13 protein-coding genes are annotated in these 15,607 nt (G+C 47.6%); 12 read left to right on the forward strand and 1 reads right to left on the reverse strand.

Annotated features, from left to right (window positions below; genetic code table 11):
- Positions 1-14 precede the first annotated feature (14 nt).
- The 4 genes from EAI83_RS04635 (at position 15) to pflA (ending at position 6,358) form a co-directional block, all read left to right on the forward strand.
- On the forward strand, positions 15-1,517 hold the full coding sequence (locus tag EAI83_RS04635) for an ABC transporter permease subunit (RefSeq protein WP_022427099.1): 1,503 nt from the start codon (positions 15-17) through the stop codon (positions 1,515-1,517).
- Positions 1,510-2,232, forward strand: a complete 723-nt coding sequence (locus tag EAI83_RS04640) for an amino acid ABC transporter ATP-binding protein (RefSeq protein ID WP_021651269.1) — start codon at positions 1,510-1,512, stop codon at positions 2,230-2,232. Before EAI83_RS04635 ends, EAI83_RS04640 begins: the two co-directional genes overlap by 8 nt.
- 1,094 nt (positions 2,233-3,326) lie before the next feature.
- Complete coding sequence (gene pflB / locus EAI83_RS04645; protein ID WP_021653081.1) at positions 3,327-5,600, forward strand: formate C-acetyltransferase; 2,274 nt, start codon at positions 3,327-3,329, stop codon at positions 5,598-5,600.
- Between the two features lie 8 nt (positions 5,601-5,608).
- Positions 5,609-6,358: a pyruvate formate-lyase-activating protein gene (gene pflA, locus EAI83_RS04650; protein WP_015525340.1), complete on the forward strand. Its 750-nt coding sequence runs from the start codon at positions 5,609-5,611 to the stop codon at positions 6,356-6,358.
- A 55-nt stretch (positions 6,359-6,413) separates the two neighbouring features.
- Here pflA and EAI83_RS04655 read toward each other — a convergent pair whose 3' ends face one another.
- The gene (locus EAI83_RS04655; RefSeq protein WP_015525341.1) at positions 6,414-7,154 is read right to left on the reverse strand and encodes a lysophospholipid acyltransferase family protein; all 741 of its coding nucleotides are present in this window, start codon (positions 7,152-7,154) and stop codon (positions 6,414-6,416) included.
- Between the two features lie 215 nt (positions 7,155-7,369).
- Between EAI83_RS04655 and EAI83_RS04660 the strand changes: the two genes are divergently transcribed.
- From EAI83_RS04660 to murI, 8 genes are all read left to right on the forward strand, one after another.
- A complete protein-coding gene (locus tag EAI83_RS04660; RefSeq protein ID WP_114001930.1) occupies positions 7,370-7,825 on the forward strand; it encodes a protease complex subunit PrcB family protein in 456 nt (151 codons plus the stop codon).
- Between the two features lie 3 nt (positions 7,826-7,828).
- On the forward strand, positions 7,829-9,397 hold the full coding sequence (locus tag EAI83_RS04665; protein ID WP_021653079.1) for a DUF3794 and LysM peptidoglycan-binding domain-containing protein: 1,569 nt from the start codon (positions 7,829-7,831) through the stop codon (positions 9,395-9,397).
- 90 nt (positions 9,398-9,487) lie between these two features.
- Positions 9,488-10,369 (forward strand): 4-(cytidine 5'-diphospho)-2-C-methyl-D-erythritol kinase, encoded by an 882-nt coding sequence (gene ispE / locus EAI83_RS04670; protein WP_092073067.1) that lies wholly within the window; start codon positions 9,488-9,490, stop codon positions 10,367-10,369.
- Positions 10,359-11,060: a GntR family transcriptional regulator gene (locus tag EAI83_RS04675; RefSeq protein ID WP_022427303.1), complete on the forward strand. Its 702-nt coding sequence runs from the start codon at positions 10,359-10,361 to the stop codon at positions 11,058-11,060. The genes ispE and EAI83_RS04675 overlap by 11 nt, the downstream gene beginning before the upstream one ends.
- Before the next feature lie 106 nt (positions 11,061-11,166).
- Complete coding sequence (locus EAI83_RS04680) at positions 11,167-12,663, forward strand: spore germination protein (RefSeq protein WP_129974691.1); 1,497 nt, start codon at positions 11,167-11,169, stop codon at positions 12,661-12,663.
- A 5-nt stretch (positions 12,664-12,668) separates the two neighbouring features.
- The gene (locus EAI83_RS04685; protein ID WP_129974692.1) at positions 12,669-14,354 is read left to right on the forward strand and encodes a GerAB/ArcD/ProY family transporter; all 1,686 of its coding nucleotides are present in this window, start codon (positions 12,669-12,671) and stop codon (positions 14,352-14,354) included.
- Positions 14,355-14,459: 105 nt separating this feature from the next.
- Positions 14,460-14,699, forward strand: coding sequence for a hypothetical protein (locus EAI83_RS04690; protein WP_015525350.1), 240 nt, complete (start codon positions 14,460-14,462; stop codon positions 14,697-14,699).
- 56 nt (positions 14,700-14,755) lie between these two features.
- Entirely contained in the window at positions 14,756-15,577 is an 822-nt protein-coding gene (gene murI / locus EAI83_RS04695; protein WP_021653072.1) for a glutamate racemase, read from the forward strand.
- The last annotated feature ends 30 nt before the right edge of the window (positions 15,578-15,607 follow it).

Below are 15,607 nucleotides of genomic sequence, written 5' to 3' on the forward strand. Positions count from 1 at the left end.
AGGAGGGGAAAATAATGGGACGCAATGGAAAAAGCAGAGCGCTTATCTGTTTTGTACTGTGTATGATCATGGCTCTGCCGGTATATTTCAGCAGTGCAGTGGCAGTAAAAGCGGCAGAACAGCAGACCATCATCATAGGAACGAACGCAGAGTATTCACCATTTGAATACCTGGATGATAATGGAAATATTACAGGTTTTGATTACGATCTTCTGGAGGCGATCGCCAAGGAAGAAAACGTAAAGCTGGTATGGAAGGATATGCCCTTTGATTCCCTGATGGGTTCCATGGAGGCTGGTGATGTACAGGTGATCGCAGCCGGGATCGGACCTACGGAGGACCGTAAAAAAAGCGTTGATTTTTCCGATGTTTATTACACCGGTACACAGTGCATCATCAGCCGCAAGGATAATCCGATCAAGGATTTTGAGGAGATGTCCGGAAAAACCGTTGCAGTTCTGGAGGGTGCACAGAGTGATATGATCGCATCCGGCGAGACTACCGATTACGGTGAAGTTAAGGATGCCAAAGTAAAAAGATTTAAAAACGCTTCCAGTGCAGTCATGGAGCTGAAAAACGGTGGAGCAGATGCAGTTCTGATCGACAATATCATGGCGGAGATCTACTGCAAACAGAACTCAGACCTGCAGTATGAGTCCGTGCCAAGTACAGCAGAGGATACGGTTTTCTGTATTGAAAAAGGAAACACAGAGCTTGTCCAGATCATCAATGACGGGCTTGCAAAAGTAAAAAAATCCGGGGAATATGATGATCTTTATCAGAAGTATTTTGTGGACACACTTGAAAACAGCGAGGATGTGACAGATGTAGCAGCAACCGATGGTTTTCTGGGACTTTTAAGCTTTATTTTCCTTCAGGATAATCGTTGGAAGTTTTATATTAACGGTCTTGGAATTACGCTGATCGTTTCCCTTTTGTCAGTGATCGTAGGTATCCTGATCGGTCTTGTAGTGGCTTTGGTACGGCTTGGAGCTGCGAAAAAAGGCAGAAGAACCATTCTTTCCACGATCGCGGATATTTATGTTGATGTGATCCGTGGAACACCGTCAGTCCTTCAGCTGATGATCATCTATTTTGCAGTGTTCCACAGCAGGCTGGGATATGTGGCAGCAGTGGTCAGCTTCGGTATCAACAGCGGTGCATATGTTTCCGAGGTTATCCGCGGAGGTATTTTATCTGTAGACAAGGGGCAGAGCGAGGCTGGTCGTTCTCTGGGTCTTGGGTATAAAGATACCATGCGTTTCATTATCATTCCGCAGGCTGTAAAAACCATCCTTCCGGCAATGGGTAATGAGTTTATCCAGCTGATCAAAGAAACATCTATTTTAGGTTATGTAGGTATCATGGATCTGACAAAAGCGGCAAGCTATGTTTCTTCCCGTACTTATCAGATGTTCATACCGCTGATCGTTGCAGGTATCATGTACTATCTGATCGTGAAGTGCCTGAGCCTTCTGCTGAAGAGATTTGAAAGGAGACTGAGAGAAAGTGATTGATGTTAAAAATCTGAAAAAGTCCTTCGGGGACGTACACGTATTAAAGGGAATCACAACTCACGTAAACAAGGGTGAGTGTATCTGCATCATCGGTCCGTCCGGCTCCGGAAAATCTACATTTCTGCGCTGCCTGAACCTTCTGGAAAAACCGGAGGAAGGCGAGATCACCGTAAACGGACAGCAGCTTCTGGATCCGAAGCTGGATGTAGATAAATTCAGAGAAAATGTGGGAATGGTTTTTCAGCATTTTAATCTGTTTCCAAATATGACAGTATTGAAAAATATCACCCTTGCGCCGGTGCGCCTTGGCAAATGGAATGTAGCGGAAGCTGATCAGAAGGCGAGGGCTCTTTTGAAAAGAGTCGGCCTTGAAGAAAAAGCTGATGTCTATCCAGGAAAGCTTTCAGGCGGACAGAAGCAGAGGGTTGCCATTGCCAGAGCCCTTGCAATGAATCCCCAGGTGCTTCTGTTCGACGAGCCGACATCAGCTCTTGATCCGGAGATGGTCGGAGAGGTTCTTGAGGTTATGAAGGAGCTTGCAAAAGAAGGCATGACCATGCTGGTGGTTACCCATGAGATGGGATTTGCAAGGGAGGTCAGCGACAGAGTGCTCTTTATGGATGATGGGGTGATTCTTGAGGATAGAAATCCGAAAGAACTGTTTGGGGATCCTCGAGAGGAAAGGACGAAGGAGTTTCTTTCCAAAGTATTGTAGGGTTTTTCTTGGAAAAGTTTTGCTTTGAAAAAGCGGGGAAATTCGTGGGGAGGGGAGGCACTCGGAGTTGCGAAGCCCGTTTCCCCTCCCCACACCCCACCCCTCCGGGCACGCAGCTGTGCTACGCCTTGGAGTGTGTTAATTTATCGGCTTAGTCCTGTATGTTGCTGTATTGGCAGTGTCAGGCTGAGCCGATTTTTATTTCGTCGGACGGGAAAGCGGCCCGCGCAGCGGGCCTGTTCCCTGTTGTTAATGGGAGCGGGTTTATGCTAGTGATGTGACAACAGACGGGAGCAAGTGAGCGCCGGCAATACAGCAACAGGCGTAAGTAGGTCTATGCCAGTGATGTGACAACAGACGGGAGCAAGTGAGCGCCGTCAATACAGCGACAGGCAGGAGTAGGTCTATGCCAGTGATGCGACAACAGACGGGAGCAAGTGAGCACCAGCAATACAGCGACAGGCAGGAGCAGGTTAGCGCCAGCAATACAGCAAGCAGGAGCAGGTCAGCACCAGCAATACAGCAGGCAGGAGCAGATTAGCGCCAGCAATACAACAACCACCAGGAACAGGTCTGCTGCGCAGACCGCCTTCCGTCCGGCGGAAAAAAATTGGCTCAGCCTGACGCCACCAATACAGCAGCATACAGGCATTTGCCAATACACTACCCCATACCACAGCGCAGAACAGCGACGTGCCCGGAAAGGGGGAGCGCGAGGGGGAAAAGCGGGCTTCGTAACTCCGAGCGCCTTTCCCCCTCGCAAACTTGCCCACTGCCAAAGTGTCCCCCAGAAAGGGAAACCCCACTGCCAAAGTGTCCCCCAGAAAGGGAAAGAGCCCCACTGCCAAAGTGTCCCCCCTGGAAAGGAAACGCCCTCCGCCAGGAGCGTCCGTCAGACGCCCGACATTGTACAATATCTGGTACAATTTTCTCATTATTTTTATCAATAATACAATTACATGTATATTATAAAGAACATACTTCCAAGCTGTTGACTTTAAATTCGGAATCTGTTATCTTATGGTCGTCATGAGAAATGTTATATATTGCTAACTGCGCGGACAGTGAACGAAATATTGAGACAACAGGAAAGGATGTGTAACAAATTGGCAAAAGTTGATTTTGAACAGTGGAATGGTTTTAAGGGTGATCGTTGGAAAGAGAAGATCGATGTTCGTAATTTCATCAGTATGAACTATACACCATATGATGGAGATGCTTCCTTCCTGGAAGCACCAACAGAGGCAACAGATAAACTCTGGGGCAAGCTTCAGGAGCTTCAGAAAGAAGAGCGTGCTAAAGGCGGCGTTCTTGATATGGAGACAGAGGTAGTAACAGGAATTACAGCATACGGTCCTGGATATATCGATGAGGAACTCAAAGACCTGGAGCAGGTTGTAGGTCTTCAGACAGACAAACCTCTGAAACGTGCTTTCATGCCATACGGCGGAATTAAAATGGCAGAGCAGGCATGTGAGACTTACGGATACCATGTAAGCGACAAGATCAAAGATGTTTTCAACAACTATGAGTTCAAAACACACAACCAGGGTGTATTCGATATCTACACACCGGAGATGAAGAGAGCACGTCACAACAAGATCCTTACAGGACTTCCGGATACTTACGGACGTGGACGTATCGTAGGTGATTACAGACGAGTTGCTCTTTACGGAATTGATTATCTGATCGCAGGTAAAGAGAAAGACTTCGCAGCATGCGACCGTCAGGGTATGAGACGTTATGACTTCCAGCTTCGTGAGGAGATCGCAGATCAGATCCGTGCTCTGAAGAAGATGAAAGAAATGGCTCAGATCTATGGCTTTGATATTTCCCAGCCGGCTAAGAATGCAAAGGAAGCATTCCAGTGGCTGTACTTTGGATATCTTGCAGCGATCAAAACTCAGAACGGAGCTGCAATGAGTGTTGGACGTATCTCCACATTCCTTGATATCTATATTGAGAGAGACCTTGAGAACGGAACTCTTACAGAGAAAGAGGCACAGGAGCTTGTTGACCATATCGTAATGAAATTCCGTATGGTTAAATTCGCTCGTATCCCGTCTTACAACCAGCTCTTCTCCGGTGACCCGGTATGGGCAACTCTGGAAGTAGCAGGTATGGGACAGGACGGACGTTCCATGGTAACAAAGAACGACTATCGTTTCCTTCATACACTTGAGGATATGGGACCGGCTCCGGAGCCGAACCTTACAGTTCTCTACTCTTCAAGACTGCCTGAGAACTTCAAGAAATATGCAGCAGACATCTCTGTTACAACAAGTTCCATCCAGTATGAGAACGATGATGTTATGCGTCCGGTATGGGGCGATGACTATAGCATCTGCTGCTGTGTATCTGCTACAGAGACAGGTAAAGAGATGCAGTTCTTCGGTGCTCGTGCAAACCTTGCAAAATGCCTTCTTTACGCGATCAACGGTGGTGTTGATGAGAAGACAAAACAGCAGGTAGGACCGCAGTATCAGCCGATCACTTCCGAGTACCTTGATTATGACGAAGTAATCGCAAAATATGATCAGATGATGGACTGGCTTGCACATCTGTATGTTGGAACACTGAACATGATCCACTACATGCATGATAAATACTACTATGAGGCAGCTGAGATGGCACTTATCGATACAAAGGTTGACCGTTCCTTCGCAACAGGTATCGCCGGATTCTCACACGTAGTAGATTCCCTTTCCGCTATCAAATATGCAAAAGTAAAAGCAATCCGTGACGAGGACGGAATCACAACAGACTTCCAGGTTGAGGGTGACTTCCCACGTTATGGTAACGATGATGACAGAGCAGACGAGATCGCAACAACTCTGCTTTCCACATTCCTTGAGAAGCTGAAACACATCCATACCTATCGTGATTCCAAGCCAACCACATCCATCCTTACCATCACATCCAACGTTGTTTATGGTAAAGCTACAGGATCTCTTCCGGACGGAAGAAAAGCCGGCGAGCCTCTGGCACCGGGAGCAAACCCGTCTTACGGCGCAGAGCAGAACGGACTTCTTGCTTCCCTGAACTCTGTTGCAAAGCTTGACTATGAGGATGCCCTTGACGGAATCTCCAATACTCAGACGATCAACCCGGATGCACTTGGCCATTCTGAGGAAGAGCGTACAGAGAATCTTGTAAATGTACTTGACGGATACTTTGACCGTGGTGCACATCACCTCAATGTAAACGTATTCGGTAAAGAGAAACTTATCGATGCTATGGAGCATCCGGAAAAAGAGGAGTATGCAAACTTCACGATCCGTGTTTCCGGATACGCTGTTAAGTTCATCGACCTTACAAGAGAGCAGCAGCTTGACGTTATCGCAAGAACCTGCCACGAAAGGATGTAATAAAAAATATGGACGACCAGAAAAAAATCACTGGCTACGTCCACTCACTGGAGAGCTTCGGCTCTGTTGACGGACCAGGAGTCCGGTATGTGATCTTTTTGAGCGGCTGCGCCATGCGCTGTCAGTTCTGCCACAATCCGGACACCTGGCAAATGAAAACAGGGACGGAGTACACAGCAGATGAGCTGCTTGAAAAAGCCTGTCGATACCGCTCTTACTGGGGAAGTAAGGGCGGTATTACTGTGAGTGGAGGCGAGCCACTGTTACAGATCGATTTCCTCACTGAGCTGTTCAGAAAAGCAAAAAAACTTGGAATCCACACAACACTTGATACCAGCGGCAACCCTTACACAGAAGAGGGTCCGTGGTATGAAAAATGGGAAGAGCTGATGAAGTACACAGATCTTGTCATGCTGGATATCAAGCACATTGATGAGGAACAGCATAAGATCCTCACAGGATGTACCAATAAAAATATCCTTGCCATGGCCCGGAAGCTTTCCGATATGGGCGTATCCATGTGGATCCGTCACGTACTGGTTCCAGAACGCAATGACCGGGATGACTATCTCCACCGGCTGGCTGACTTTATTGCAACACTGAAGACAGTTGAGAGAGTGGAGGTTCTTCCATATCACACACTCGGAACCTTTAAATGGGAAAATCTGCATATTGATTATCCGCTGAAGGGAATCAATCCGCCAACGAAAGAACGTATCGAAAATGCGGAAAAAATCCTGGGAGCAGGTACACAGTAATAAAAAAACCATATCTTATGTCGAAAAACAGACATAGATATGGTTTTTTTGATGTTCACACCAGTTCTTTGTTTTTGATCAGCATTTCTTTGATGATATCCTGTGTATAGGAACCTAAGCGGCGCTGAGTATCCCGGTCAAGCTCTGAAGGAATGATAGGCTTGCCATATTCGATCACTACGTGTGTAGGTGTCATCTTCGGGAAATTGGCCTCCCAGATATTGGCAGAGTTGCTGATCGCAATAGGAATGATCGGGCTTTTGGCTCTGGCTGCGATCTTGAAGCTGCCATCATGGAAAGGTAGCATTTCTGTTTCATCAGCATTCTTATTTCTGGTTCCTTCCGGGAAGATACATACGGAAATGCCGGATTTCACATAGTCTGCGGCCTGAAGGATCGTTTTCAGACCCTGCTTGATATCCTCTCTGTCGAGAAAGAGACAGTAGAGATTGCGCATCCAGTTGGAGAGCAGCGGATAATGCTCCATTTCCTTCTTGGCAACATAGCCGGTGCGGATCGGACAGCGGCTGTAGGTGAGCAGGATGTCGAAATAGCTCCGGTGGTTTGCTACATAGAGAACAGCCTGATCCTTTGGAACGTTTTCTTCGCCGATGACGGTGACTTTGGCGCCTGTGATCCACAGGATGAATTTGAATATGGCCTGTACCATGCGCAGAGAGCTGATATCCTTAGTCATGGGAGAAAATTTCCCGATGATCCATTCTACAAGGAGAACCGGAATGGTCAGCACCAGATAGGCGATCACCACGATACAGACAAGTATGAATCGAATCATGTCTTTTGTCCTTTCTGTTATAGATACTTGCGGAGAGTTCCGCAGTAAGATGGTATTTTTATATTATACGAAGAAAATCCGATAGTTGCAATAAATCTTTCCCTGCTCACATAGAATAAATACTGAATAATGGTTACTGTTTACTGGTGATCTTCCGCAAAGCGTGTTACTGAGAACGGAGTGAACAGTAACGAATCATGCAGGTGGCTTATATTATGAAAAAAGCAGTATTTCTGCGGATCGTGCTGACAGCTGCCGTGCTGGCACTGCTGCTTTCCGGGTGTCGATTTGTCCGGGTGGAGGAAGAAGAACGAAAACCGGTAGATTACACCGTTGTGGAACGCCGGGATATCCCGGAGGAGCTTTCCAGGCTTATGGAAGAAAAAAAGGAAAAGGAATTTCAGCTGAGTTATGAAACCGGAGAGGATCTTTACCTGGCCAAAGGGTACGGGCGGCAGATGAGTGGCGGATACAGCATCCAGGTAGAGGAGCTTGGAGAATCCTCGAATGGGATATTTTTTGTTACAAAACTTCTTGGACCGGAGGATCTTAAGGAGGCAGGAGTTCCGTCCTATCCCTGCATTGTGATAAAAACCCGGAAACAGGAAAAGCCGGTAACGTTCCGGGAAAGCAGCAGTCCGGTGAAAAAAGAGTCGGAGAAAGGGGAATAGACTGTGGAATTAAAAAAAGAAAGCATGCAGATATTAAAGGAAAAAAGCAGGGCAAAAAGTCAGATCACTTTTGATGAGGATTTTAATGTACCGGATGCAAAACCGGATGCAGGAAGACTGATCCAGAATAAGGGCAGGATCATTATGGATGATGTTCGTCTTACTGACGGGAAAGGTATTCTTACGGGAAATCTGCAGGTAGATATCCTTTATGTGGGGGAAGAAAGAGGGATCGTCAGCAGTCTTACTGCAAAACTTCCATTTGAGGAAACCTTGAACCTGAAGAATATCATAAACGGGGATAAAATGTGTCTGAAGTGGGAAATTGAAGATCTTACGATCCGCCTGATCCATTCCAGAAAGCTCAATATCAAAGCTTTGGTAACTTTTTGTGCGACTGTGGATGAAACAGAACAGATCCGCCTGCCGGTGGCGCTGGATGCAGAAGAGGTATCCGTCAGAAAAAAAACAGTCCGTTTTCTGGGACTTACCGTACATAAAAAAGATACACTCCGGATCAAGGATGAGTATACCATTGCCTCCAATCGTCCGGATATCGCCAGCCTGATCTGGTATACTATGGATGTACGGGGGCTGGATCTGAAGCCGGAGGAAAATGTGGTAAAGGCAAGGGGAGAGCTGTCTGTTTTTGTGCTGTACGGAGCAGAAGATACAGAAGCTCCGGTGCAGTGGCTGGAATATTCGCTGCCTTTTTCCGGAGAAGTGGAATGTCCGGACTGCACGGAGGAACTGATCCCGCTGATCGAAGCTTCGGTGATGCATCAGAGTCTGGAGGCCAAACCGGATGTCGATGGGGAAGAACGGATCCTTGTTTCGGATGTTGTGCTGGAGCTGGATATGAAATTTTTCAGGGAAGAGGAATATGATCTCATTACCGATGTGTATACACCGATCCGTGAATGTGTTCCGGAAGGAAAAAATGAGGTACTGGAACGGCTTCTGGTACGTAATTTTTCCAGATGCAGGATCAGTGACAGGATCCAGGTAAAGGAGACTCAGGGAAAAGTCCTCCAGCTGTGTCACAGTCAGGGAAAAGTGAAGATCGATAAGACCAGGATCGTAGAGAACGGTGTGCAGGCAGATGGCGTGGTCATGCTGAAGATCCTGTACATTATTGGAAATGATGATATGCCGTTTTATTCCATGGAGGCAATGATACCGTTTTCCCATATGGTGGAAGCAAGAGGAATCCGACAGGACAGCTGTTATCAGTTAAAAGCAAAGCTGGAGCAGCTTTCCGCAGCCATGGCAGATGGAAATGAGATCGAGATCCGGGCAACTGTAGGACTGGAGCTTCTGGCAGTTGCCAGAGAACCGGTATTTATCATTGAGAAAGTAGAGGAAAAACCACTGGATATGAAAAAACTCCAGGCTATGCCGGGAATCCTGGTTTATATGGTAAAACCGGGAGATGAATTGTGGGATATCGCAAGGAAATATCACACATCTATCCAGGAGATCCGGACGATCAATGCTCTTAAGGAAAATCAGGAACCCTCTCCGGGAACTCCGCTTCTTGTTGTGAAAAAAGTGGAAGGTCAGATCAAATAAAAAGTGGAATATTTTGCTGTTGAAAAGAATGTAAAAATCATATAAAATACATGTATAAATACTGTATACAAAGTACAAATGGAGGGGCTTATGCGTTTAAAAGCAATGGCAAAGATCAATCTCGGACTTGATGTTCTGGGAAAGAGAGAGGACGGTTATCATGAGGTACGCATGATCATGCAGACCATCCGTATGTATGATATCCTGGATATCAGAAAGACCAGACGGCCGGGGATCGTACTGACGACCAATCTTCCGTTTATTCCTACAGACCAGAGAAATCTTGTATATAAGGCAGCACAGATGCTGATGGAGGAGTTCGATGTTGAAGAGGGACTTTCCATCAAGCTTCGTAAATTTATCCCGGTGGCAGCAGGCATGGCAGGAGGCAGCTCCGATGCAGCGGCCGCATTTGTGGGTGTGAACCGGATGTTCCATTTAGGGCTTACCGAAGAACAGCTGATGGAACGTGCAGTAAAGGTCGGAGCAGATGTTCCGTATTGTATCATGCGGGGAACAGCTCTTGCGGAGGGAATCGGAGAGAAGCTGACCAGACTTCCGGAAGTTCCGAAATGTTATGTTCTGATAGGAAAACCGGGAATCAATGTTTCCACAAAAACAGCCTATGAGAATCTGAATCTGGAAGGGATCGGAAAACATCCGGACATCGATGGACTCATCGGAGCTATCAGAAATAATGATCTGTATGCCATGGCATCCAGAATGGAGAATGTATTTGAATCGGGGATCATCCGACAGTATCCTGTGATCGGCAATATCAAGAACCTTATGGAAGAAAAAGGTGCGCTGAAAGCCGTGATGAGCGGAAGCGGTCCTACTGTGTTTGGAATCTTTGATAACAGGGATAAGATGGCCGCGGCAGCCAGAAGCCTCAGAAAGAGCGGGCTTGCAAAGACTGTATTTGCCACGGATATTTACAATAGAGATGGAGGAGTTACAAATGACAAGTGATTTTTCTGTGGATATGAATGAATATCTGCCGCTTCGGGATGTTGTTTTTAACACCTTGCGGCAGGCAATCCTGAAGGGAGAGCTGAAGCCGGGCGAAAGACTTCTGGAGATTGCCCTTGCAGAGCGTCTTGGCGTGAGCAGAACACCGGTGCGTGAGGCTATGCGCAAGCTGGAGCAGGAAGGTCTTGTAGTGATGATCCCACGCAGAGGTGCACAGGTAGCCAGCATTACAGAAAAGGATCTGAACGATGTTCTGGAGGTGCGTATCGCCCTCGAAAATGTTGCCATAGAAAAAGCGTGCAAGCTGATCACAGAGGATGAGCTGGGAAGGCTCTGGGTGGCAGCCAAGGAATTTGAAAAAACAAAAGCAGAGGGAAATCTGGTCCGTCTGGCGGAAACCGATGTGGCTTTCCACGAGATCATATATCAGGCTTCTGATAATAAGCGTCTGAATCAGGTCCTGAATAATCTCCGTGAGCAGATGTATCGCTATCGTGTAGAGTATCTGAAGGAGGAGCAGACAAGAAATCTTCTGGTCAGTGAGCATGAAGAGCTGGTAAAAGCCATCCGTGAAGGAGATGTGCAAAAGGCGCAGGATATTTCTTTCCATCATCTGGAGAATCAACGAAAAGCGATCATCCGTACTATCCGCGCGGAGAATGAGGCCAAAGAGGCCGAGAAAAAAGAATAAGAACCGGATATGCGGGAATATTAAGAGAGATGTCATTGTGGCATCTCTTTTTTTAACCGAATGCGGATGCTTTTATCCGTCTGACTGCATAAAGGATGGTGGCTTTATGGAAACAAAGAAGATATCGATATCTCTTCATGAAAATGAATCGTATATCCGGAAACGGTGTGAAAACTGCGATGATATCCTGATCAGGCCCATGCGCCTTGGTGAGGGACATAAGGCGGACTGTCTGATGGTCTATATTGAGGTTGCGGTTTCAAACATGATGCTGGATGATTCTGCTATCGGAAAAATGATCAATCATTTCTGGGAGATCCCGGAGGAAAAGATCCGGGAATTTATCCGCCGAAACAGTCTTGGAATTGCAGATGTGAAGGAGCTGTCTTCCATGGAGGAGGTATTTGGTGCCATTCTTTCGGGAAATGCAGTTTTCTTTCTGGATGGATACGACAAAGCAATGAAAATTTCCAGTAAAGGATATCCGGGGCTGGCTGTATCAGAGGTGAAAACGGAAAAGGTCCTCAGAGGCTCCAAGGAGGGGTTCTGTGACAGTGTAAAAACCAATGCGGCCCTTGTGAGAAAGCGGATTCGGGATACCAGGCTGAAGGTGGAACAGAGCAGCATCGGTGTACGCTCCAATACGGTGGTACAGCTTCTTTATGTGGAGGATCTGGTCCATGAGGAGCTTCTGACTGCTGTGAAAGAGCGCCTGGAATCTTTTGCAGTGGACGGGATCCTGGACAGCGGGATGCTGGAACAGCTGACAGAAGAAGCATGGTATTCTCCCTTTCCTCAGTTTCAGACAACGGAGCGGCCGGACCGGGCTGCCCAGGAGCTGCTGAATGGAAAAGCAGTTCTGCTCTGCGACAATTCGCCGGTGGCACTGGTGGTTCCCGGAGCATTCAACAGTTTTATGGAAAGCAGTGAAGACTGGTACAACCGTTTTGAGATGGCATCTTTCCTGCGGGTGCTCCGGTATCTGGCCATGGCTGTGGCAACGCTGCTCCCCGGACTTTATCTGGCTGTGATCCGGTTTCATACACAGATCCTTCCGGCGAATCTGATCCTTTCCTTTGCACAGGCAAGAGATGGCGTTCCATTTTCCAGTGTAGTGGAGCTGGTGTTCCTGGAACTGTCTTTTGAGTTGATACGGGAGGCTGGTGTGCGGATCCCGGGAGCTCTTGGAAATGCCATTGGGATCGTAGGAGGACTGATCATCGGACAGGCTGCGGTGGAGGCCAATCTTGTCAGCCCGGTGGTAGTGATCATCGTGGCACTGACAGCACTGGGATCACTGGCTATACCTAATGAGGAATTTGCTTCTGCATTCCGGCTTCTGAAGTACGCTTTTCTGTTTCTGGGAGGATTTCTAGGTATATTCGGAATCGTGTTGGGACTGTATCTCACCATGGCGCATCTGGCAGGACTTTTAAGCTTCGGTGTCCCATATCTGGTACCTTTTGTAGAGAAGAACAGTGAGACGGAAACCGGTGGAAGGATTTTGCGACAGCCCTTCCGGAAGCGGAAATTCCGGCCGCTGTATGCCAGAAATGCCCAGAAACGCAGGCTTCGGACAAGGCCATGGAGCCGGAAAGGATAAAGGTTATGAGATTTGCGGAGAATAACAGGATTTCCCACAGACAGCTTTTTCGGCAGATCATACTGGTGTTTCCGGCGCCGTTTCTGCTGTGCCTGTTTAAGAATGGAGCGATGTTGGGCATCAGTGCCATGGCAGGGACAGCTGCTGCGGCCGTAGTGCTCTCTTTTTATGTGATCTGGCTGATACGTCTGACACCTGCATATGGAGAGCTTTCCAAAAGGACAGGAAGTTTTACTGTACGATTTATTGGCCTGTTCTTTTTGGTATATGTGATCGCAAGTTCGGCATTTCTTTCGGGCCTTCTGGGGGAGGTGATCCCGGAAAGTCTGATCAGCGGGATTTCCGGAAAATGGCTGTCTCTTCTTGCAGTTGCAGCCTGTAGTCTGGGAACGCATCGCGGAATGCAGAGAAGAGGGCGGATCGCTGAGGTGTCCGGAAGGATTTTTCTGGCAGGGATTCTTCTTCTGATGCTTTTATGTGCAGGGCAGGGAAAAACAGAGTACTTTATGGAAGTGATGAAAGATCCGGAAACAGGATTTACAGGAGAGCGATGGCTCCGTGATCTGTATACACTTTTGTGTGCTTTTTCAGGAGCAGGACTTCTTCCTTTCGGGCTGGAGTATGCAAAAAAACAAGGAAGTGCCAGAAAACCTGTGATCCTGGCTTTTCTTACAGTTTGCGGGATCATTTTTGGAATGCAGCTCCTTCTTCCGGCAGTCTTTGGAGGTGCACGCCTTAAAAACGAGATCTGTCCGGTACTGCCTCTTTTGGAGGGTGCAGATCTTCCGGGAAACGTACTGGCGAGATTTGATGTGATATGGATGGGGTTTCTGGTATTCGGACTTTTGTTTTCTCTGGGAAGTTTGTTTCATTACGGAAATCAGATCGCGGAAAAAACCGGATTCGGGACCGGTCGGTACTGGATCCCGGCAGCAGGCTGGCTGCTTTCCCTGTATGAGAGAAACGGGATGGGGATCCGGGAGTATTATGGCTGGTATCTGGGGTACATCTTTGTACCGTTTCTGCTTGTGATACAGCTTTTTCTCAGTACGGAAAACCGGGGAAGACGGAAGAAAAAAGTAACTGTGGCAGGACTTGTCCTGGTCATCACTTTGACGGGATCAGGCTGTGCGGCAGTAGAACCGGAAAAAAGAGCTTATCCGCTGGCACTGGGGGCCGGTGTTTCAGAGAATGGCTTTGTGCTGAAATATGCAATGCCGGATATGAGTACAGCTACCGGACAGGAAAAACCGGACGAAGATCCGATTTCTGTGCTGACTCTTTCCGGCCGGGACTTTCAGGAGATCGAGGCAGTTTACAACCGGTCTCAGGAAAAATTTCTGGATCTGGGTCATCTTGAAGTGCTGATCCTGGATGAACAGATCCTGGAAGAGGGATCCCGGGAAGCACTGATCGGATATCTGAAACAGGAAGAGCATATCGGAGAGGATGTCTACGTGTTCCGGACGGATATGCTGGGAGATGTTTTTCACTGGAAGGGAGCTCGGGAAAGCTCCATAGGGGAATACCTTCAGGGAATCCAGGAGAACCGCACATCCGGGCAGCAGAAGAAGGGTGTGACTCTGCGGGAGGTATATCATCAGTTCTGTCAGGATGGAACGCTGCCCTGGCTTCCGGAGATATGGGTGGAAGGTGAGCTTCTGGAAGTGGATTACGGCAGTAATGAATAGATGGGAGCCGGACTGTTAATAATATAGATGATGATCAGTACGATAAATCGTACAGTATATCTCTGGATAAGATCATCAGAAGATTTTTGACAGGAGGGCTTGCTCATGGAGCATATAAAAACGAAGAAGCATGTATTAAAAAAAGCAGGAGGGTTCCTTTTGCTCACGGCAGTGATCCTTGCAGGGAGTACCTGGGAGAGAAGAACTGCCGGTGATCGGCAGCCACAGTTTTATGCCTGGTGGGGAACGATCTACCCGGAATTCTGTTTTGAAAAAGCAGAGGATAACGGGGAAAATAAGCCGGTGAAGATATCCTTCTGGCTTGCGCAAGCCCTGGATTGGTGATACAATATTTCAACGGACCAATCACGTTCGATTAATTATTTCAGGAGATAAGATCAATGAATATAGACAGAAACGCACCGGTGGGTGTGTTTGATTCCGGTATCGGAGGACTGACAGTAGCCCGGGAGATCATGCGCAATCTCCCATCGGAAAAAATCGTATATTTCGGAGACACAGCCAGAGTTCCCTATGGAAGCAAATCCAGAGAAACGGTGATCCGTTATTCCCGCCAGATCATTCATTTTCTGCAGGAACAGAAGGTGAAGGCCATTGTGGTGGCCTGTAATACAGCCAGTGCATTTGCTCTGGATGCGGTGAAGGATGAACTGGATATCCCGATCCTTGGAGTAATCGAGGCCGGTGCCAAAGTTGCTGCCCAGGAAACCAGAAATAAACGGGTGGGCATTATCGGAACGGTGGGCACGGTAGGAAGCGGTATCCATGCCTCTTATCTGAAAGAACTGGATCCGGAGATCACCGTGATCGGAAAAGCGTGCCCGCTGTTTGTTCCGCTGGTAGAAGAGGGCTGGTATCATGATCCGGTCACTGAGGAAGTTGCGAGAAGATATCTGAAGGAGCTGCAGGAGCAGGAGATCGATACACTGATCCTCGGATGTACGCACTATCCTCTTTTAAGATCTACCATCCGCAAGATCATGGGTGAGGAGGTCTGCCTTGTGAATCCTGCATATGAGACGGCGCTGGAGCTTAAAAAGCTGCTCTCCAGACTGGATCTTGCCAGCAATGAGGTAGCACAGGAGGAATTCCCGTATCGCTTTTATGTAAGTGATCTTGCAGAGAAGTTTAAGGATTTTGCCAATTCCATCCTGCCGTATAACGTAGAAAAAACACAGAAGATCGATATCGAAAAATATTAAACAGATCTGTACATAAATGATAGGAGAAAA

The sequence above is a fragment of the Blautia sp. aa_0143 genome (genome assembly GCF_004167315.1).
In the GTDB taxonomy this organism is placed as follows: domain Bacteria; phylum Bacillota; class Clostridia; order Lachnospirales; family Lachnospiraceae; genus Blautia_A; species Blautia_A fusiformis.